The organism is Nocardiopsis sp. Huas11 (assembly GCF_003634495.1).
GTDB lineage: Bacteria > Actinomycetota > Actinomycetes > Streptosporangiales > Streptosporangiaceae > Nocardiopsis.
In genome coordinates, this window is record NZ_RBKY01000001.1 from 3,368,527 (window position 1) to 3,388,259 (window position 19,733).

The 19,733-nt window shown below is 71.7% G+C and carries 16 protein-coding genes; 13 read left to right on the forward strand and 3 right to left on the reverse strand.

The window, feature by feature from the left end; all coding sequences use genetic code 11:
• The first annotated feature begins 43 nt into the window (after nt 1-43).
• From DFP74_RS15365 to DFP74_RS15420, 12 genes are all read left to right on the forward strand, one after another.
• Nucleotides 44-1,339, forward strand: a complete 1,296-nt coding sequence (locus DFP74_RS15365; RefSeq protein ID WP_121182323.1) for an NADH-quinone oxidoreductase subunit D — start codon at nt 44-46, stop codon at nt 1,337-1,339.
• Nucleotides 1,336-2,043 carry an NADH-quinone oxidoreductase subunit NuoE gene (gene nuoE / locus DFP74_RS15370; protein WP_121182324.1) on the forward strand — a complete coding sequence of 236 codons (708 nt, stop codon included), beginning with the start codon at nt 1,336-1,338 and terminating at the stop codon, nt 2,041-2,043. Before DFP74_RS15365 ends, nuoE begins: the two co-directional genes overlap by 4 nt.
• The gene (gene nuoF, locus DFP74_RS15375) at nt 2,040-3,338 is read left to right on the forward strand and encodes an NADH-quinone oxidoreductase subunit NuoF (RefSeq protein WP_121182325.1); all 1,299 of its coding nucleotides are present in this window, start codon (nt 2,040-2,042) and stop codon (nt 3,336-3,338) included. Before nuoE ends, nuoF begins: the two co-directional genes overlap by 4 nt.
• The gene (locus DFP74_RS15380) at nt 3,335-5,794 is read left to right on the forward strand and encodes an NADH-quinone oxidoreductase subunit G (RefSeq protein ID WP_121182326.1); all 2,460 of its coding nucleotides are present in this window, start codon (nt 3,335-3,337) and stop codon (nt 5,792-5,794) included. The genes nuoF and DFP74_RS15380 overlap by 4 nt, the downstream gene beginning before the upstream one ends.
• Nucleotides 5,791-7,161: an NADH-quinone oxidoreductase subunit NuoH gene (gene nuoH / locus DFP74_RS15385; RefSeq protein WP_121182327.1), complete on the forward strand. Its 1,371-nt coding sequence runs from the start codon at nt 5,791-5,793 to the stop codon at nt 7,159-7,161. Before DFP74_RS15380 ends, nuoH begins: the two co-directional genes overlap by 4 nt.
• Entirely contained in the window at nt 7,154-7,702 is a 549-nt protein-coding gene (nuoI, locus tag DFP74_RS15390; protein WP_121182328.1) for an NADH-quinone oxidoreductase subunit NuoI, read from the forward strand. Before nuoH ends, nuoI begins: the two co-directional genes overlap by 8 nt.
• Complete coding sequence (locus DFP74_RS15395; protein ID WP_121182329.1) at nt 7,699-8,628, forward strand: NADH-quinone oxidoreductase subunit J; 930 nt, start codon at nt 7,699-7,701, stop codon at nt 8,626-8,628. Before nuoI ends, DFP74_RS15395 begins: the two co-directional genes overlap by 4 nt.
• A complete protein-coding gene (nuoK, locus tag DFP74_RS15400) occupies nt 8,616-8,915 on the forward strand; it encodes an NADH-quinone oxidoreductase subunit NuoK (protein ID WP_053617022.1) in 300 nt (99 codons plus the stop codon). Before DFP74_RS15395 ends, nuoK begins: the two co-directional genes overlap by 13 nt.
• 14 nt (nt 8,916-8,929) lie before the next feature.
• Nucleotides 8,930-10,873: an NADH-quinone oxidoreductase subunit L gene (gene nuoL, locus DFP74_RS15405; protein WP_121182330.1), complete on the forward strand. Its 1,944-nt coding sequence runs from the start codon at nt 8,930-8,932 to the stop codon at nt 10,871-10,873.
• 3 nt (nt 10,874-10,876) lie between these two features.
• Nucleotides 10,877-12,517 carry an NADH-quinone oxidoreductase subunit M gene (locus DFP74_RS15410; protein ID WP_121182331.1) on the forward strand — a complete coding sequence of 547 codons (1,641 nt, stop codon included), beginning with the start codon at nt 10,877-10,879 and terminating at the stop codon, nt 12,515-12,517.
• On the forward strand, nt 12,514-14,184 hold the full coding sequence (gene nuoN, locus DFP74_RS15415) for an NADH-quinone oxidoreductase subunit NuoN (protein ID WP_199725665.1): 1,671 nt from the start codon (nt 12,514-12,516) through the stop codon (nt 14,182-14,184). Before DFP74_RS15410 ends, nuoN begins: the two co-directional genes overlap by 4 nt.
• A gap of 140 nt (nt 14,185-14,324) precedes the next feature.
• Nucleotides 14,325-15,329 (forward strand): polyprenyl synthetase family protein, encoded by a 1,005-nt coding sequence (locus DFP74_RS15420; protein WP_121182332.1) that lies wholly within the window; start codon nt 14,325-14,327, stop codon nt 15,327-15,329.
• Nucleotides 15,330-15,585: 256 nt separating this feature from the next.
• Here DFP74_RS15420 and DFP74_RS15425 read toward each other — a convergent pair whose 3' ends face one another.
• The 3 genes from DFP74_RS15425 to rarD form a co-directional block, all read right to left on the reverse strand.
• Nucleotides 15,586-16,836, reverse strand: a complete 1,251-nt coding sequence (locus DFP74_RS15425) for a hypothetical protein (protein WP_121182333.1) — start codon at nt 16,834-16,836, stop codon at nt 15,586-15,588.
• 224 nt (nt 16,837-17,060) lie between these two features.
• Nucleotides 17,061-17,936 (reverse strand): hypothetical protein, encoded by an 876-nt coding sequence (locus DFP74_RS15430; RefSeq protein ID WP_121182334.1) that lies wholly within the window; start codon nt 17,934-17,936, stop codon nt 17,061-17,063.
• Between the two features lie 115 nt (nt 17,937-18,051).
• Nucleotides 18,052-18,990 (reverse strand): EamA family transporter RarD, encoded by a 939-nt coding sequence (gene rarD / locus DFP74_RS15435; protein WP_121182335.1) that lies wholly within the window; start codon nt 18,988-18,990, stop codon nt 18,052-18,054.
• 70 nt (nt 18,991-19,060) lie between these two features.
• On the opposite strand from rarD, the gene msrA reads away from it, so the two are divergent.
• Nucleotides 19,061-19,726: a peptide-methionine (S)-S-oxide reductase MsrA gene (gene msrA / locus DFP74_RS15440; protein ID WP_121182336.1), complete on the forward strand. Its 666-nt coding sequence runs from the start codon at nt 19,061-19,063 to the stop codon at nt 19,724-19,726.
• The last annotated feature ends 7 nt before the right edge of the window (nt 19,727-19,733 follow it).

Below are 19,733 nucleotides of genomic sequence, written 5' to 3' on the forward strand. Positions count from 1 at the left end.
TACGGACCACCACCGACCACTCCGCTCCGAAGGGGGACACGACATGACCGTCACCGAGGACTACATCGACGCCTCCGGCGGCGACTGGGACGCGGTCGTGGAGAAGGCCCAGGCCACGAGCGCCGAGCGACTCGTGGTCAACATGGGTCCGCAGCACCCCTCCACGCACGGCGTCCTGCGGCTGATCCTCACCCTGGACGGTGAGACCTGCACCGAGGCGCGCGTCGGTATCGGCTACCTGCACACCGGTATCGAGAAGAACATGGAGTACCGGACGTGGACGCAGGGCACCACGTTCGTCACCCGCATGGACTACCTCACGCCGCTCTTCAACGAGACGGCGTACTGCCTCGCGGTCGAGAAGCTCCTGGACATCACCGACCGGATCCCCGAGCGGGCCAGCGTCATCCGCGTGCTGGTCATGGAGCTCAACCGGATCGCCTCGCACTTCGTGGCCATGGCGACGTTCGGCATGGAGCTGGGCGCCACCACCGTCATGACCAACGGGTTCCGTGAGCGCGAGATGATCCTGGACGTCCTGGAGCTCATCACGGGCCTGCGGATGAACCACGCCTACGTGCGGCCCGGCGGCGTCTCCCAGGACCTGCCGCCCGGCGCGGTCGGCAAGATCCGCGAGCTGCTCGCGGAGATGCCCAAGCGCGTCAAGATCATGCGCAAGCTCCTGGACGAGAACCCCGTCTACCTCGCCCGCACGCGGGACGTGGCCTACCTCAACCTGCCCGGGTGCATGGCGCTCGGCGTCACCGGGCCGCTCGCGCGCGCCTCCGGACTGGGCTTCGACCTGCGCAAGGCCAAGCCCTACTGCGGTTACGAGAACTACGAGTTCGACGTCCCCGTCTCCGACGGCGGCGACGTCTACGCCCGCTACCGGGTCCGCATCGCCGAGATGCACGAGAGCCTCAGGATCATCGAGCAGTGCCTGGACAAGCTCCAGCCCGGCCCGGTGATGATCGAGGACGCCAAGATCGGCTGGCCGGCCAAGCTCGCGCTCGGCCCGGACGGCCTGGGCAACTCCCCGGACCACATCGCGCACATCATGAGCGGTTCGATGGAGGCGCTCATCCACCACTTCAAGCTGGTCACCGAGGGCTTCCGGGTCCCCGCGGGCCAGGCGTACGCGGCCGTCGAGAGCGCCAAGGGCGAGCTCGGCTGCTACGCCGTCAGCGACGGCGGCACCCGCCCCTACCGCGTGCACTTTCGCGATCCCTCGTTCACGCACCTGCAGGCGGTCGCCGCCATGTGCGAGGGCGGGACCGTGGCGGACGTCGTCGCGGCCGTGGCCAGTATCGACCCCGTGATGGGAGGCGTGGACCGGTGAGCGAGTTCGACGACGAGGTCCTCGCGCGTCTGGAACAGGACGCGAAGGACATCATCAGCCGCTACCCCAAGCCGCGGTCGGCTCTGCTGCCGCTGCTGCACCTGGTGCAGTCCGAGGAGGGGCACGTCAGCGAGGCCGGCATGCGGTTCTGCGCCGACCAGCTCGACATCACCCTGGCAGAGGTCAAGGCGGTGGTCACCTTCTACACCATGTACCGCCGCCGCCCCGGCGGCGACTACCAGGTGGGGGTGTGCACCAACACCCTGTGCGCCGTGATGGGCGGAGACGAGATCTTCGCCGCCCTCAAGGAGCACCTGGACCTGGGCAACGCCGAGACTACCGAGGACGGCAAGGTCACGCTGGAGCACGTCGAGTGCAACGCGGCCTGCGACTTCGCGCCGGTGGTGATGGTCAACTGGGAGTTCTTCGACAACCAGACCCCCGCCACCGCCAAGCAGCTGGTCGACGACCTTCGCCTGGGCAACGACGTCGCCCCCACCCGCGGCCCGTCGAGCCTGTGCACCTGGAAGCAGGCCTCGCGCGTGCTCGCCGGGTTCGACGACGGCCGCGCCGGCGAGGGCGTCCAGGCGGCCGGTCCCTCGCTCGCCGGGCTCAGGATCGCCCAGGAGCGCGACTGGCGTGCCCCGGATCCGGCGAACCTTCCCCCCAAGCCCGACGACCAGGGTGAGGAGGGCGCCAAGTGACCACCCTGACCCCGATCCTGTCCCGCGACTGGGATCGCACCGACTCCTTCACCCTCGACGGGTACAAGGCCACCGGCGGCTACTCCGCCCTGTCCAAGGCCCTGTCGATGGAGCCCGACGCCATCGTGGACCTGGTCAAGCAGTCCGGCCTGCGCGGCCGCGGCGGCGCCGGGTTCCCCACGGGGATGAAGTGGGGGTTCCTGCCCAAGGACAACCCCAACCCGCGCTACCTCGTCGTCAACGCCGACGAGTCCGAGCCGGGGACCTGCAAGGACATCCCGCTCATGCTCGCCAACCCGCACGTGTTGGTGGAGGGCGTGGCGATCGCCTCCTACGCGATCAAGTCCAGCCAGGCCTTCATCTACGTGCGCGGCGAGGTCGTCCACGTCATCCGCCGCCTGCGCAAGGCCGTGGCCGAGGCCTACGAGGCCGGGCTCCTCGGCAAGGACATCCAGGGCAGCGGTTTCGACCTGGACGTCGTCGTGCACGCCGGCGCGGGCGCCTACATCTGCGGCGAGGAGACCGCCCTCCTGGACTCCCTGGAGGGCTACCGCGGCCAGCCCCGGCTCAAGCCGCCCTTCCCCGCCGTCGCCGGGCTCTACGCCTCGCCCACCGTGGTGAACAACGTCGAGTCCATCGCCAGCGTCCCGGGCATCGTCGCCAACGGTGCCGAGTGGTTCACCTCCATGGGCACCGAGAAGTCCGCCGGATTCGGCTTCTTCTCCCTGTCCGGCCACGTCACCACGCCCGGCCAGTACGAGGCGCCGCTCGGGATCACCCTGCGCGAACTGCTCGATATGGCGGGCGGGATCCGTGACGGGCACCGGCTCAAGTTCTGGACGCCCGGCGGCTCGTCCACGCCGATCTTCACCGACGAGCACCTGGACACCCCGCTCGACTTCGAGTCGGTCGGCGCCGCCGGGTCCATGCTCGGCACCCGCGCCCTCCAGATCTTCGACGAGACGACCTGCGTCGTCCGCGCGGTCGGCCGCTGGATCGCCTTCTACGCCCACGAGTCCTGCGGCAAGTGCACGCCCTGCCGCGAGGGCAACTTCTGGATGGTCCAGGTCCTGGACCGGCTGGAGCGCGGCGAGGGCACCGAAGCCGACCTCGACAAGCTCCTGGACATCTGCGACAACCTGCTCGGCCGCTCCTTCTGCGCCCTCGGCGACGGCGCGACCAGCCCGGTCATGTCCTCCATCAAGCACTTCCGCCAGGAGTACATCGACCACGTGGACAAGGGCGGCTGCCCCTTCGACCACTCCAAGGCCACCCTCTGGGGAGGGAACAAGTGACCGTCACCTCGAACTCCTCCGGCGGCGCCGCGGCCGCGCCGCCCCCCGAGGACCTCATCACCGTCACGATCGACGGGTTCCAGATCCGTGTCCCCAAGGGCACGCTGCTGATCCGGGCCGCCGAACTCCTCGGCATCCAGATCCCCCGGTTCTGCGACCACCCGCTCCTGGACCCGGTCGGGGCCTGCCGCCAGTGCCTGGTGGAGATCCCCGACATGGGCAACGGGCGGGGCATGCCCAAGCCGCAGGCCTCCTGCACCATCACCGTGATGGAGGGCATGGTGGTCAACACCCACCTGACCTCCGAGGTGGCGGACAAGGCCCAGCGCGGGATCATGGAGTTCCTGCTGATCAACCACCCGCTGGACTGCCCGGTCTGCGACAAGGGCGGCGAGTGCCCCCTGCAGAACCAGGCCATGTCCAACGGTCGGGGCGAGACGCGGTTCGTCGACGTCAAGCGCACCTTCCCCAAGCCGATCGCGCTCTCCACCCAGGTGCTGCTCGACCGCGAGCGCTGCGTCCAGTGCGCCCGCTGCACCCGCTTCGCCGCGCAGGTGGCCGGCGACCCGCTGATCGAACTGATGGAGCGCGGGGCCCAGGAGCAGGTCGGCATCGCCGAGGGGGAGGCCTTCGACTCCTACTTCTCCGGCAACACCATCCAGATCTGCCCGGTCGGCGCCCTCACCGGGTCCGCCTACCGGTTCCGGGCCCGCCCCTTCGACCTGGTCTCCACACCCAGCGTGTGCGAGCACTGCGCCTCCGGCTGCGCCCAGCGCACCGACCACCGGCGCGGCAAGGTCACCCGCCGCCTGGCCGGGGACGACCCGCAGGTCAACGAGGAGTGGAACTGCGACAAGGGGCGGTGGGCGTTCACCTACGCCACCCAGTCCGACCGCCTCACCCGCCCGCTGGTCCGCGACGACGAGTCCCGCGCCCTGGAGTTCGCCTCCTGGTCCGAGGCCGTCTCGATCGCCGCGCGCGGCCTGGGCGCCGCCCGCGGCCGCGTCGGCGTCCTGACCGGCGGCCGGCTCACCTACGAGGACGCCTACGCCTACGCCAAGTTCGCGCGGGTGGCCCTGGGCACCAACGACGTCGACCTGCGCGCCCGGCCCCACTCCGCGGAGGAGGCCGACTTCCTGGCCGCCCACGTCGCCGGCACTCCCGTCGACGTGGACTACATGGCCCTGGAGAAGGCGCCCGCCGTGCTCCTGGCCGGGTTCGAGCCCGAGGACGAGTCGCCCCTGGTCTTCCTGCGCCTGCGCAAGGGCGTGCGCAAACACGGGGTGCGGGTCCACTCGCTGGCCTCGCACGCCAGCCTCGGCCTGACCAAGACCGACGGCCACCTGATCCGGACGGTGCCCGGCGACGAGGCCCGCACGCTCAACACCCTGGACGTCGAGCACCCCGACGTGGTCGGGTCCCTCGGCAAGGAGGGCGCGGTCATCCTCGTCGGCGAGCGCCTCGGCGCCGTCCCCGGAGCGCTGAGCGCCGCCGCGGCCCTGGCCCGGCGGACCGGCGCGCGCCTGGCCTGGATCCCGCGCCGCGCGGGTGAGCGCGGGGCGATCGACGCCGGCGCGCTGCCCGGCCTGCTGCCGGGCGGGCGCCCCGTCGCCGACCCGGCCGCACGCGCCGAGGTCGCACGCGCCTGGAACGTGGGCTCGCTGCCCGAGGCGCCGGGCCGCGACACCGCGGCCATCATCGAGGCCGCGGCCGCCGGCGACCTGGACGCCCTGGTCATCGCCGGGGTGGAACTGGACGACCTGCCCGACCCCGAAGCCGCCCGTGCCGCCCTGGCCCGGGTGCCGTTCGTGGTCAGCCTCGAACTGCGGGCGAGCGAGGTCACCGACCGCGCCGACGTGGTCCTGCCGGTCGCCTCCGTCTCCGAGAAGTCCGGCACCTTCGTCGACTGGGAGGGCCGCCACCGGCCCTTCGGCGACGCGCTCAAGGTCCCAGGCGCCCTGTCCGACCAGCGCGCCCTGTCCGCCGTCGCGGACGCCATGGACGTGCACCTGGGTCTGCCCGACGCCGCGTCGGCCTACGCGGAGCTGCGCGAACTCGGCCACTGGTCGGGCGAGCGCCCCGCCTCGCCGGCGACCCGGCCGGTCCCCGTCCCCGAGGTCGGCCCGGGCCAGGCGATCCTGTCGACCTGGCGCCAGCTCCTGGGCACCGGCCGCATGGAGGACGGCGAGCCCTTCCTCGCCGGGACCGCCCGCCGGCCCCGCGCGTACCTGTCCAAGGCCACGGCCGACGAGGTCGGCGTCACCGACGGCGCGTCGGCGCACGTCACCGGGCCGCACGGCTCGGTGACGGTCCCCGCGATCATCGCCGACGTCGCCGACCGCGTGGTCTGGCTCCCCGCCAACGCCGACGGCTGCGACATCCGTCGCGACCTGGGCGGCGGCGCCGGATCCACGGTCATCGTGGCCGCGTCCGACCCCTCCGGGAGGCAGCAGTGACCCCCGCTCTCGCTCCGCACGCGGCCCAGCTGGCCTCGGAGAGCACCCTGACCGCCTTCGGGCAGGACCCCTGGTGGATCACGACCATCAAGGCCGTGGCCATCTTCGTCTTCCTGATGGTCTGCGTGCTGATGATGATCATGGCCGACCGCAAGGTCATGGGCCGGATGCAGCAGCGCCACGGACCCAACCGCATGGGGCCCTTCGGCCTCCTGCAGTCCCTGTTCGACGGCATCAAGCTCTCCCTCAAGGAGGACCTGATCCCGCGCGGGGTCGACCGGTTCGTCTACATCGCCGCGCCGATGATCGCGGCCGTGCCCGCGTTCATCGCGTTCTCGGTCATCCCGATCGGGCCCGAGGTGAACATGTTCGGGGTCGTGACCCCGCTCCAGCTCACCGACCTGCCCATCGCGGCGCTGGTGGTCCTGGCCACCGCCGCTCTGGGCGTGTACGGGTTCGTGCTCGGCGGCTGGGCCTCCCAGTCCCCCTACGCGCTGCTCGGCGGCCTGCGCGCCTCCGCGCAGGTGATCAGCTACGAGATCGCGATGGGCCTGTCCTTCGTCGCGGTCTTCCTGATGTCGGGGACGCTCACGACCTCCGGGATCGTGGAGTCCCAGCGCGGGCTCTGGTTCGCCGTGCTGCTCCTGCCCTCCTTCCTCATCTACCTGGTGACGATGGTCGGCGAGACCAACCGGCTCCCGTTCGACCTCGCCGAGGGCGAGGGCGAGATCGTCGGCGGCTTCATGACCGAGTACGGGTCCATGAAGTTCACGATGTTCTTCCTCGCCGAGTACGTGAACATGGTGACGGTCGCCGCCGTCTCCGTCACGCTCTTCCTCGGCGGATGGCTGGCCCCGCCCGGGGTCACCGCGCTCCTGCCCGGCGCCAACGAGGGCTGGTGGCCCGCCCTGTGGTGGCTGCTCAAGTTCCTGTGCGTGATGTTCCTGTTCATCTGGGCGCGCGGCAGCCTGCCCCGGGTGCGCTACGACCAGCTGATGAAGCTCGGCTGGAAGGTGCTCATCCCGATCCAGCTCGTGTGGATCACCGCGGTCGCCGTCGTGCGGATGCTCATCCTGGACGACGCCTCCCCGGTGGTCATCGGGCTGGTCGTCGCCGGGTTCTCGGCGGCCACGATCGCCGCCTTCTACGCCTGGGCCCGCCACGTGCGCCGCGAACGCGCCGTCGAGGCCCGGCTGCGCGCGGAGAACGCGCGCCGCGCCCACAAGGATCCCGCCTTCGGCGGTTTCCCGGTGCCCCCGAGCACCGCCCCGCACTACGGCAGCAGCGTGCTCGCCGAACCGCCGAGGACGGCCGCGGCCGTCGGCGGCGACAGCAACAAGAAGGGTGAGGAGGTTACCGGTGCTTGAGTGGCTCAACCCCGTCAAGGGATTCGGCGTCACCTTCCACACCATGTTCAAGAAGGTGCCGACCATCGAGTACCCGGAGGTCAAGCGCCCCACGGCGCCGCGCTTCCACGGTCGGCACCAGCTGAACCGGTGGGCCGACGGTCTGGAGAAGTGCATCGGGTGCGAACTGTGCGCCTGGGCCTGTCCGGCCGACGCCATCTACGTCGAGGCCGGTGACAACAGCGACGACGACCGGTACTCGCCCGGCGAGCGCTACGGCCGCGTCTACCAGATCAACTACCTGCGCTGCATCCTGTGCGGACTGTGCGTGGAGGCCTGCCCGACGCGCGCGCTCACCATGACCAACGAGTACGAGCTCGCCGACGACAGCAGGCAGAGCCTGATCTGGACGAAGGAGCAGCTGCTCGCCCCCCTCAAGGAGGGCATGGAGGCGCCGCCGCACCCGATGCGGCTCGGCGACGACGAGCAGGACTACTACGCGACCGGACGCGGCCAGCACGGGACGCAGGACCGGCCGGACAGCGCGGAGGCGGTTCGTTGAACACCGCAGCCACCACCTCCTTCGTGACCGCGGCGGCCGCGCCCATCGGCGGCGGCGAGGCCTCCGCCTTCTGGATCCTGGGCACCGTGGCCGTCCTCGGCGCCCTGGGCGTGGTCTTCTCCCGCAAGGCCGTGCACTCGGCGATGTCGATGGCCCTGACGATGGTCAGCCTGGCCGTGTTCTACGGCATCAACGAGGCTCCCTTCCTCATGGTCGTCCAGATCGTCGTCTACACCGGCGCCGTCCTCATGCTGTTCCTGTTCGTGCTGATGCTCATCGGCGTCAGTTCGGCCGACTCCCTGGTGGAGACGCTGAGCGGGCAGCGCATCATGACCGCGGTCGTGGCGCTGGCCTTCGTCGGCGCCCTGACCACCGGCATCTCGCGCATCGTCGTGGGCGACCCGCAGGGCATCGCCGCGGGGGCCGCGCTCGCCGGCGGCACCGTCCCGTGGATCGCGGGCGAGCTGCTGCTGCGCTACGTCGTGGCGTTCGAGGCCACCGGCGCGCTGCTCATCACGGCCGTCCTGGGCGCCATGGTCCTGGCGCACACCGCCCGGACCAAGAAGCGCCGCACCCAGCGGGAGATCTCCGAGGACCGCGTCCGCGGCGACCACCCGACCCCGCTGCCCGGACCGGGCACCTACGCCCGGCACAACGCGATCGACATGCCCGCGCTGCTGCCGGACGGCTCGGTCGCCTCGCTGTCCCTCAACCCGGTGCTCACCGCGCGCGACCCCGAGTACCAGTCGGGCGTGCCCGGTGAGGTCCGGGCCGGTCGGCCGCCGCTGCCCGGAGGGGCGTCGGACTCCGCCGGCTCCAAGGAGGCGCGGCCGCTGCTGGGCGACGGCCAGGCCGACGAGGAGACCGAGGCCGAGGAGAACGGCAACAGCAACGGGCAGGAGGTGGAGTCTTCGTGGACCCGATGAACTACATCGTCCTCGCGGCGCTGATCTTCACCATCGGCGCGGTCGGCGTGCTCATCCGCCGTAACGCGATCATCGTCTTCATGTGCGTCGAGCTCATGCTCAATGCCTGCAACCTGGCGTTCGTCGCGTTCGCCCGGATGCACGGGGACATCGAGGGGCAGGTCATCGCGTTCTTCGTGATGGTCGTCGCCGCCGCCGAGGTGGTCGTGGGACTCGCGATCATCATGCAGATCTTCCGAACCCGCAGGTCCGCGTCGCTCGATGACGCGAACCTGCTCAAGCACTAGAAGGCGACGTGGAAGTGACACCTCACACCTACCTCGCCGCCGAAACGGGGGCGGCGACCCTGGCCGACAGCGCTGTGCTGTCGAACGCCTGGCTGCTCATCGCCCTGCCGCTCGCGGGCGCGGCGATCCTGCTGCTCGGCGGCCGGCGCACCGACGGCTGGGGACACTGGCTGGGCGCCGCCCTGCCCGTGGCCTCCTTCGCCTGGGCGGTCGCCGTCCTGGTCGACCTGCTCGGCCGCGCTCCGGACGCGCGCAGCGTGTCCGTCCCCGTCTACGAGTGGTTCACGGTCGGCGGCTTCAGCGCCGGCGTCGACCTGCTGATCGACCCCCTGTCGATCACGTTCGTCCTGCTGATCACCTTCGTCGGCTCCCTCATCCACCTCTACTCGGTCGGCTACATGGCCGAGGACGCGGGCCGGCGGCGCTTCTTCGCCTACCTCAACCTGTTCGTCGCCGCCATGCTCGTGCTGGTGCTGGCCGACAACTTCGTCCTGCTCTTCCTCGGCTGGGAGGGCGTCGGTCTGGCGTCCTACCTGCTCATCGGGTTCTGGCAGTACAAGCCGTCCGCCGCCACCGCCGCCAAGAAGGCGTTCCTGATCAACCGGGTGGGCGACATCGGCCTGCTCGTGGCGATCATGATCATGTTCTCGGTGCTGGGCGCGGTCAGCTTCAGCGACGTGTTCGCCGCGGTCCCGGCCGCGGGCGACGGCGTCCTGCTCGCGATCGGCCTGCTGCTGCTCCTGGGCGCCTGCGGCAAGTCCGCGCAGCTCCCGCTCCAGGCGTGGCTGCTCGACGCGATGGAGGGCCCGACCCCGGTGTCGGCGCTCATCCACGCCGCCACCATGGTCACCGCCGGCGTGTACCTCATCGTGCGGGCCGGCCCCATCTTCGAGGGCGCCCCGGTGGCCCAGACGGCCGTCACCGTGGTCGGCGCCGCGACGATGCTCGCCGGCGGGATCATCGCCTCGGCCAAGGACGACATCAAGAAGTCCCTGGCCGGGTCCACGATGAGCCAGATCGGCATGATGGTCCTGGCCGCAGGGCTCGGCCCGGTCGGCTACGTGGCCGCCATCGCCCACCTGGTCACGCACGGCTTCTTCAAGGCCGGGCTGTTCCTGGGCGCCGGATCGGTCATGCACGCCATGAACGACGGCGTGGACATGCGCCGGTACGGTGCGCTGCGCACGAAGATGCCGATCACCTTCGCCACCTTCGGGCTCGGCTACCTGGCCATCATCGGCGTGCCGTTCCTGTCGGGCTGGTGGACCAAGGAGAGCATCATCTCCGCGGCCTTCGGGGTCGGCGGCGCGGAGGGCATGGTGCTGGGCACCGCCGTCATCGTCGGCGCCGCCCTGACCGCGTTCTACATGTCGCGGATGATGTTCATGACCTTCTTCGGCGCCAAGCGCTGGGAGGAGGGCGTGCACCCGCACGAGTCGCCCACCAGCATGACCGCCCCCATGGTCGTGCTGGCGATCGGCTCGGTGGCGCTCGGCGGCTTCCTGATGCTGGGGGACCGGTTCGCCACGTTCCTCACCCCCGCCACGGGCGCCCACCCGCACCACTTCGACGTGGCGCACGCGTTCACCGCCCCCTACGGCATCGCCGCCCTGGTCGTCCTGGTGCTCGGCGTGGCCGCGGCCTGGGTGATGTACCTGCGGCGGCCGGTGGCCTCCACCGCCCCGAAGGGCAACTTCGTCACGGTCGCCGCCAGCCGCGAGCTGTACGGCAACGAGATCAACGAGGGCCTGCTCATGCGACCCGGCCAGGTCCTCACCAAGGCGCTGGTCGTGATCGAGGAACACGTCATCGACGGCGCCGTCAACGGGGTCGCCACGAGTGTGCGCGACTCTTCTACCGGGCTCGGCAGGGCACAGACCGGGTTCGCCCGCTCGTACGCGCTCACCATGCTCTTCGGCGCCGTCATCGTCGCCGCGACGCTGGTTGTGAGGTTCTAGACAATGTTCCCCTGGCTCACCATCGCCATCGCGCTGCCCGTCGTGGGCGCGATCCTGATCTGGGCGCTGCCACGCGCCGAGGCGCCCGCCGAGCCGGCCGTGGCGACCGCCTCGGCGCAGGCCTCCGGCGGCGGCACCGCCACCCGGGTCCGGTCCACGACCGGACCGGGCGCGGGCGCGTCGGCCGACGGCCGGACCGCGAAGCGGATCGCGCTGGGGACCTCCCTGGCGACGCTGCTCGTGGTCGCCGCCATGGCGCTGCGCTTCGACACCTCACAGGCGGGCGGCCTGCAGTTCGAGCAGGTCGTCCCCTGGATCCCGCGCTTCGGCGTCCACTACGCGGTGGGCGTGGACGGCATCGCCCTGGTGCTGATCCTGATGTCGGCGGTCCTGGTGCCGCTGGTCATCGTCGCCGCGTGGAACGAGCACGACGACCGCGAGGACGGCGGGCGCGGGTACTTCGCGCTGATCCTCGTGCTGGAGGCGATGATGGTCGGCGTCTTCGCCGCCACCGACGTCTTCCTGTTCTACGTGTTCTTCGAGGCCATGCTCATCCCGGTCTACTTCATGATCGGGCGGTACGGGCTCGGCGACGCGCGCGCCAAGGCGGCCGTGAAGTTCCTGCTGTACAGCCTCGCCGGCGGTCTGGTCATGCTGGTCGCCGTCATCGGGGTGTACGTCCACGGCGGCACGTTCCTGTGGTCGGAACTGACCGACCCGGGCGGCGCGCTGGCCGCGATCGACCCCTCGACCGCGCGGTGGCTGTTCCTCGGCTTCTTCATCGCCTTCGCGATCAAGGCGCCGATGTGGCCGGTGCACACCTGGCTCCCGGACGCCGCCCAGTCCTCCCGGCCGGGCACCGCCGTGCTCCTGGTCGGCGTGCTGGACAAGGTCGGCACCTACGGGATGCTGCGCTTCTGCCTGGAGCTCTTCCCCTCCGCCGTGTCCTGGTTCGTGTGGCCGGTGGTGGCGCTGAGTCTGGTGAGCATCGTCTACGGGGCGATCCTGGCCATCGGGCAGAGCGACATGATGCGCCTGATCGCGTACACGTCGGTGTCCCACTTCGGGTTCATCACCCTGGGCATCTTCGCGCTGACGCCGCAGGCGCAGTCCGGGGCGGCGCTGTACATGGTCAACCACGGGTTCGCGACCGGCGCGCTGTTCCTGATCGTGGGCTTCCTCATCGCCCGCCAGGGGTCGGCGCGCATCGCCGACTACGGCGGCGTGCAGAAGGTCGCGCCCCGGCTGGCCGGCGTGTTCCTGGTGGTCGGTCTGGCGGGCCTGGCCCTGCCGGGCCTGGCGCCGTTCGTCAGCGAGTTCCTGGTGTTCGTGGGCGTGTACGCCTTCAGCCCGGTCCCGGCGGTGCTGGCCACCGCGGGCGTGGTGCTGGCCGCGCTCTACATCCTGTGGATGTACCAGCGCACCATGAACGGCCCGACCCCGGACAAGCTCACCGGCATGCGTGACCTGTCGGTGCGCGAGATGTGGGCGGTCGGCCCGCTCATCGCGCTGATCATCGCGTTCGGGCTGTACCCGCAGCCGCTGCTGAACGTGATCAACCCCGCCGTCGAACGGACGGTGGAGATCGTGCCCGAGGCCGACGTGGCCGCCGACGGCGCCTCCGAGGAAGGAGAAGAGGAGTGATCCCCCTCATTCCCGCGCAGGCGGCGGAACTGGCCGCGCAGCGCACCATCACCGAGGCGGCGCCCCAGCTGGACTGGTGGCTGCTCGCGCCACTGCTCACGGTGTTCGCGGCCGGCGTGCTGGCCGTGCTGCTGGAGGCCTTCCTGCCCCAGGGGCGGCGCCGCGGACCGCAGATCGGCCTGGCCGTCCTGGCACTGCTGACCACGTTCGTCCTGCTCGTCCTGCAGGTGGGGTCGGTGGGCGCCGAGGGCACCACGGTCGCCGCCGGCGCCCTGGCGGTGGACCACACGGTCCTGTTCTTCCAGGGCACCATCACCATCCTGGCGCTGGTCAGCCTCGTGCTGATCTCCGAGCGCGGGGACGGCCGGGACGCGTTCGCCGCGCAGGCCGCGACGGTGCCCGGCAGTGAGGAGGAGCGCGCGCACATCATGGCGGGCTCCCAGCACACCGAGGTCTACCCGCTGGTGCTGTTCGCGGTGCTGGGCATGCTCATGTTCCCGGCCTCGAACGACTTCCTCACCATGTTCGTCGCCCTCGAGGTGATGAGCCTGCCGCTGTACCTGATGTGCGGGCTGGCCCGCCGCCGTCGCCTGTTCTCGCAGGAGGCCGCGGTCAAGTACTTCCTGCTGGGCGCGTTCGCCTCGGCGTTCTTCCTGTTCGGCATCGCGATGGTCTACGGCTACGCGGGGTCGGTGAACTTCGCCGCGGTCCGCGAGGCCGTCGAGGCCGGGGGCGCGCCGATCTTCGCCGACGGCGGGAACGGGGAGCCGCTCCTGCTGATGGGCGTGGGCCTGGTCGCGATCGGCCTGCTGTTCAAGGTCGGCGCGGTGCCGTTCCACAACTGGAAGCCGGACGTGTACCAGGGCGCCCCGACCCCGATCACGGCCCTGATGGCCTCCTGCACGCTGGTCGCCGCGTTCGGCGCGCTGCTGCGGGTGTTCTTCGTGCCCTTCGGCGGCTCGGCGCAGGTGTGGGAGCCGATGCTGTGGACGGTGGCCGTGCTCACGATGGTCGTCGCCGCGGTGGTGGCGGTCACACAGCGCGACATCAAGCGGCTGCTGGCCTACTCCTCGGTGGTGCACGCCGGGTTCATCCTGACCGCCGTGGTCGCGGGCAGCACGGACGGGCTCGCGGGCGCCATGTTCTACCTGGGCGCGTACGGTTTCACCACGCTGGGCGCCTTCGCGGTGATCACGCTGGTGCGGACCAAGGACGGGGCCCAGGAGCTCAACGAGATCGACCGGTGGGCCGGACTGGGCCGCCGCCACCCGGCTCTGGCCGGGGCGCTGGCGCTGTTCCTGCTGGCCTTCGCCGGGATCCCGCTCACGAGCGGGTTCATCGGCAAGTTCGCGGTGTTCGAGGCCGCCCTGGCCGCGGGGGCGGCGCCGCTGGTGATCGTCGGTGTCCTCAGCAGCGCGGTGACGGCGTTCTTCTACGTCCGGATCATCGTGGTGATGTTCTTCCGCGATCCGGAGCACGAGGCGCCCACGGTGGTGCGCGCCGGTGTGCTCACGGGCGGGGTGATCACCCTGGGTGTGGCGGCCACGCTCGTGCTCGGCGTGTTCCCCGGCCTGGTGCTGGACAACCTCGTACCGGCCCCGGACAGTGGACCGGAGCCGACCGCGGTGATGGTCTCGCAGGTCACAGCGGATTCCGGCGGGGAGTGACTCACTACCCGGGTGTGGCTTTGGAGGTTCAATCCGGGTCGGATACCGTGGCAAGTCGGATCATGTTCATGTGCTGAGCGTGCGGTTGGCCTTCGTTTCGACGGTCGGCCGCACGCCCGTTCGACAGGTGGAGCTTTACGGTGAGCGGTGCTGTCCCGAGCGGGTTTCTCGCTCTGCCGAGAGTCGACCCGACCCTCGCCCGGGAGATCCAGGACGACCTGGAGCGGGTCGAGGAGCTGCTGAGGGAGTCGGTGGCCTCCTCTGACCCCCTGCTCACGGAGGCCGCCTCCCACTTGCTCGTGGCGGGCGGGAAGCGGTTCCGCGCCATGCTCGTGCTGCTGGCGGGGCACTTCGGCGACCCGACGGTGCCCGACCTCATCCCGGCGGCGGCCGTGGTGGAGCTCACCCACGTGGCGACGCTCTACCACGACGACGTCATGGACGAGGCGGACCTGCGCCGCGGTGAGCCCAGCGCCAACCAGCGGTGGGGCAACAGCGTCGCCATCCTCACCGGCGACTACGTCTTCGCCCGGGCCTCGGAGATGCTCGCCGACCTGGGCACCGAGGCCGTCCGGCTGCAGGCCGCCACGTTCGGCCGGCTGGTCCAGGGCCAGATCCTGGAGACCTCCGGGCCGCCGGAGGGCACCGACCCGCTCGACCACTACCTGCGGGTCATCAGCGACAAGACCGCGTCGCTGATCGCCTCCTCCGCGGAGTTCGGCGGGATGTTCGGCAAGGTCGACCCCGAGACGGTGGGCAAGGTGACCCGTGCCTGCGACGCCCTGGGCATGGCCTTCCAGCTCGCCGACGACATCCTGGACGTGGCGGGCAAGACGTCGGAGTCGGGCAAGAAGCCGGGCACGGACCTGCGCGAGGGCGTGCTGACCCTGCCGATGTTCTACGCCCTGCGCTCGACCGACCCCGCGGACGAGCGGCTGAAGTCGCTGCTGGGCCGGCCGCTGGACGAGGACGAGGCCGAGGAGGCGCTGGCCCTGCTGCGGGTGCACCCCGCGATGGCCGAGGCCGACGCCACCCTGCGCGGTTGGGCCGACCGCTCCCGCGCCGAGCTGGCGACGCTGCCGGAGGGCCGCGCGCGGGCCGCGTTCGAGGCCCTGTGCGACTACGTGGTCGAACGCTCCGGCTGAGCCCGGAGCCGTTCGAGCCAGGACCCCGCCACCCGTTCCGGGCGGCGGGGTCCTCGCGTGTCAGGGGGCGGTGGCCGGGATCCCCGTGCGCCCTGTGGGGGCGTGCCTGTGCCCTGCGGGGCGTGCCGGGGGTGCCTGTGCCCTGTGGGGCGTGTCGGGCGTGCCTGCGCCCTGCGGGGCGTGTCCCGCCCCCGGAGAGCGGACGGCGCCGCCCCGCGGTGCGAACGGGGCGGCGCCGTGATCGTGTTCGCTCGGGTCAGCTGATGACGGGCAGCGCCTCGGAGCCGGGCAGCTCGGTGAAGGTCGGCTGCTGCGTCGTGCCCTCGGCCGGGGCCTGCTCGGGCGCGCCGCCCTCCACCGAGACCAGGTCGCTGGTGTCCACCTGGTCCAGCAGGTCGGTGCCCTGGCTCAGACCCGCCACGAGGTCCTCGGCGGTCTGGGCCTCGGCGCCCTCGGCCACGCGGGGCAGTTCGGTGTCGGCCAGGGGGCCGTCCAGACCCACCGGCTCGGCGGTGTCCAGGGAACCGAGGCCGTCCAGCAGCGCGCCGGTCAGGTCGGCCATCCCGGGCGTGGCGGGAGCGGAGGGGGCGGCCTGCGGCAGGGTCTGCCCGTCCTCCAGGTTGCGGTTGCCGACCATGCCGAGCGCGTCGTCGACGCCCACGTCCACGTAGTTGTCGTCGGTCAGCGGGTTGGACTCGACGACGTCCTGCACCCGGTCGGGGGTCTGGACGCCGAACGCGTGCGCCAGGTCCCACATGTTCGGGGTGACGGGCTTGCCCGCGCTCTGCGGCACGATCTGCGAGGAGGAGCCCAGGGGCGCCAGCGCGCCCAGGTCCGCGGCGTCGCTGAGGGCCAGCGAGTTGTCGCCGGTCAGGTCGGTGATCGAGCCCAGGTCGGGCGCCTCGGCGGTGTCGGGCAGCCGCACCGCGTCGGTGGCCTGGTCCAGTTCGAGCTCCTGGGGCAGCCCCTTGGCGGCCTTGACGGTGTGCGGCAGCAGGTCGGAGGCGGCCTCCTCCACGGACGCCCCGGTGCCGTGGCCCATGGTCTCCGCCGCGGCCCCGGCCTCCTGGCCGGTCTCCTCCACGGTGTCGCCGACCCGGTGGCCGATGGTCTCCTCGGCGACGCCGTCCAGTCCGGTGGCGGTCTGGGTCTTGCCGACGGCGTCGGCCAGGTCACCGGTGGGGTTGGGGACCTCGCCCAGCGGCGTGGACACGGGGTGGCCGTCGGGCAGCGGCGCGGCCAGGTCGGGGGCGGGCTTGTCGGGGGTCGCGGACCCCTGGAGCTCGGTCAGGGCACTGTCGGCGATCGGACCGACGCCCTCGGGGGCGAGGCTGTGCGTGGTGGGGGCGACGCCCTCGACCAGGGCCCGCTCGACGATGGGGGCGACCTCGTGCATCGGGGAGGCCATCGTGTCGGCGGTCGAGACTCCGGCGCCGAGGGCGACGAAACCGGCCGTTCCGGCGGCGAGCAGTACGGCTCGGGCGGAGGTGCGCTTGGCCTGCGTCATGGGTGTCCTTCCAGACAGTTCGTGGATTTCGGGGCGGCCCGACGCGCGTGGCGCGGTGGGCCGAAGCCGGGGAGTCGAGGACCTCCGGCTGACATGAGCCACGTGAGCGGTGGGCACGGGGCTCAGGTCAGCTCCCAGAACGAGGTGCGGCGGGGCCGCGGCTGGGACGGGTCCGGGGAGGGCGGAAGGCGTGGACAGCGTCCTTCCGGCGTCCTCCGGGCGTCCTAGTCGGGCGAGACCGTGGGGTCGTCCGCGCCGGCGGCGGGCGCGGCGCGGTGGTGGCGCGGGGCCGGGCGGACCGCGTCGGAGTCCGGGGCCGTCAGGGGCGCGCTGGTGAGGTACCCGGCGACGCCGGGCGAGGGTGCGGGGGAGGAGCCGGTGGTGGCGGCCGATCCGGTGGCGGACTGCCGCGGCTCGGGAGCGCGCGGCGCGGCGTCGGCGTCCTGGTGGCTTCCGACGGCGTCGGCCTGGGCGGCCGCGGCGCGGTCGGACGGGGTCGCCACGGGCGCGGGGAGGTCGCGGGGGGCGTCGGCGACGCGTTCGGGGGCGTCGGAGTCCTCGCCGCGGTCCGTGCCGTGAGAGGCCGGTTCGGAGGCGCCGGCGGCGGTCCCCGCGTCCGCGTCGACGGCGGCGTCCGCGGGGCGGTGCGGCTCGTCGAGGGGCAGGACGGGGACGTCCGCGAGGTCGGTGGTGCCGGGCAGCGCGCGGTCGGTCTCGCCGACGGCCCCGATGACCTCGGCGCCGACGTCGGCGACCGGCCGGGCGGCCCCGGTCAGGGCGGCGCCGGCGTCGGCGCGCTCCTCAGGGCCGGTCTGGAGCCGCTGGTGGACGGTGTCCAGCGTGGTGGTGACGGGCTCGGCGACCTGGTCGGGTACGACGCCCTCCAGCGGTGCCGTGCCCTCCGGGGCGGCCGACGGCAGCGCGCCGACCACGTCGCGGCCGGATTCGGCGTGGGCCGGTGCGCCGCCCAGCAGCCACAGCGCGGTGAGCGCCGCGCCGACGAGCAGCCCGAGGCAGAGCAGGGAGGACAGGGAGGGCGTTTCCGGGCACGGCACCGAGGCGACGCGCGTGGCGCGTGGCGTTCGGCTGGTGCGCTGCATGGATGGCCCTCCGCGGCATGTGCCAGGTCGGAGCGGGAACGCGTCCCCGCTCACGACCAAACGTTAGCACAATGTCACTGAGGGTAGTTTCGGTTCATCCGAACGGGGAACTCCGTCAGGCCTCGGCCGCGCCCCGCTCCTGCGCCGCCCGGTCCGTCCGCCGTGCCACGGCCCGGGAGCGGGCGCCGCGGATCTGGTCGAAGGCGAACACGCACAGGGCCGACCACACGATCGCGAAGCCGATCCAGCGGCTCACCGGCATCTCCTCGCCCTGGACCAGCCAGCCGATGAGGAAGATCATCGTCGGCGCGATGTACTGGAGGATCCCGATGATGGACAGCGGGACGCGCTGGGCCGCCATGCCGAACAGCAGCAGCGGCAGCGCGGTCACGAATCCGCTGCCGATGAGCAGGGCCGTGTGGCCGGGCGAGACGGAGAACATCGTCCCCGTGCCGCCGAACTCCAGGTAGAGGACGAAGCCCAGCGCGGGCAGGAACATGATCAGGGTCTCGACGGTGAGGCTGCGCATCCCGTCCAGGTCCACGTACTTCTTCACCGCGCCGTAGGCGGCGAAGGACGAGGCCATCAGCAGGGAGAGCCAGGGTGCGGACCCGTAGGCGACCGTCATGACCACCACAGCCAGGGCGCCCAGCCCGACCGCGATCCACTGGGCGATCCGCAGCCGCTCGGCGAAGAACACCATGCCGAGGCAGACCGACATGAGCGGGTTGATGAAGTAGGCGAGCGAGGCCTGCAGGGTCTGCGAGATCGAGACCGAGTAGATGAACCCCCACCAGTTGAGGGAGATCAGGACGGCGGCCGCGGCGATCGGCAGGAACCGCCGGGGGCTGCGGACCACGCCGGGGAGCCACGCCCAGCCCCGTCCCGCGATGAAGAGGAAGACGCACATGGCCAGCAGGGACCAGACCATGCGGTGGGCGAGGATCTCGGTGGGTTCGGCGGCGGAGAGAAAGGGCCAGTACAGGGCCGCGAGGCCCCACAGGAGGAAGGCGCCGGCCCCGAGGGCGACACCGTGATTGTTGGATTCCGGCACGGGGTAAATGGTAGGACGAATCGGTCATGCTGTCGCCCCCGTTTCTTGCGTCCGCGGATACGCTGGGCACATGTTCGGGAGAAAAGCGACCATGGTCGACGCAGCACACGCCCTGCCCGGTCGGGACACCCCGATGCCGGTGCCCGCCGAGCACACCGTGCTGGGCACCCCGCTCACACCGCCCTATCCGGAGGGCAGCGAGATCGCCGACGTGGCGATGGGCTGCTTCTGGGGGGCCGAACGCACCTTCTGGCGCCTGGGTGCCGACCGCGGCATCATCACGACCGCCGTGGGCTACGCGGGCGGCCACACCCCCAACCCCACCTACGAGGAGGTGTGCTCCGGGCTGACCGGTCACACCGAGGTGGTCCGCGTGGTCTTCGACCCCGCCCGCATCACCTACTCCGAGATCCTCAAGACCTTCTGGGAGGGCCACGACCCCACCCAGGGCATGCGCCAGGGCAACGACGTCGGCACGCAGTACCGGTCGGCGATCTACTACCACGACGACGCCCAGCGCGCCGCCGCCGAGGCCACGCGGGACGCCTTCCAGCCGGCCCTGACCCGGTCCGGCTACGGCGCGATCACCACGGAGATCGCGCCGCTGAGGGCCTTCTACTTCGCCGAGGACTACCACCAGCAGTACCTGTCCGACGCGAAGAACCCGAACGGCTACTGCGGCATCGGCGGCACCGGCGCCAGCTGCCCGATCGGCGTCGCGACCTCGGACGACTGACCCGCCT

Bases quoted from the DNA above. Each gene is read 5' to 3' on its own strand.
- DFP74_RS15365 (WP_121182323.1), top strand. From the start codon at position 44: ATGACCGTCACCGAGGACTACATCGACGCCTCCGGCGGCGACTGGGAC.
- DFP74_RS15410 (WP_121182331.1), top strand. From the start codon at position 10,877: ATGTTCCCCTGGCTCACCATCGCCATCGCGCTGCCCGTCGTGGGCGCG.
- DFP74_RS15425 (WP_121182333.1), bottom strand. From the start codon at position 16,836: ATGACGCAGGCCAAGCGCACCTCCGCCCGAGCCGTACTGCTCGCCGCC.
- DFP74_RS15430 (WP_121182334.1), bottom strand. From the start codon at position 17,936: ATGCAGCGCACCAGCCGAACGCCACGCGCCACGCGCGTCGCCTCGGTG.
- msrA (WP_121182336.1), top strand. From the start codon at position 19,061: ATGTTCGGGAGAAAAGCGACCATGGTCGACGCAGCACACGCCCTGCCC.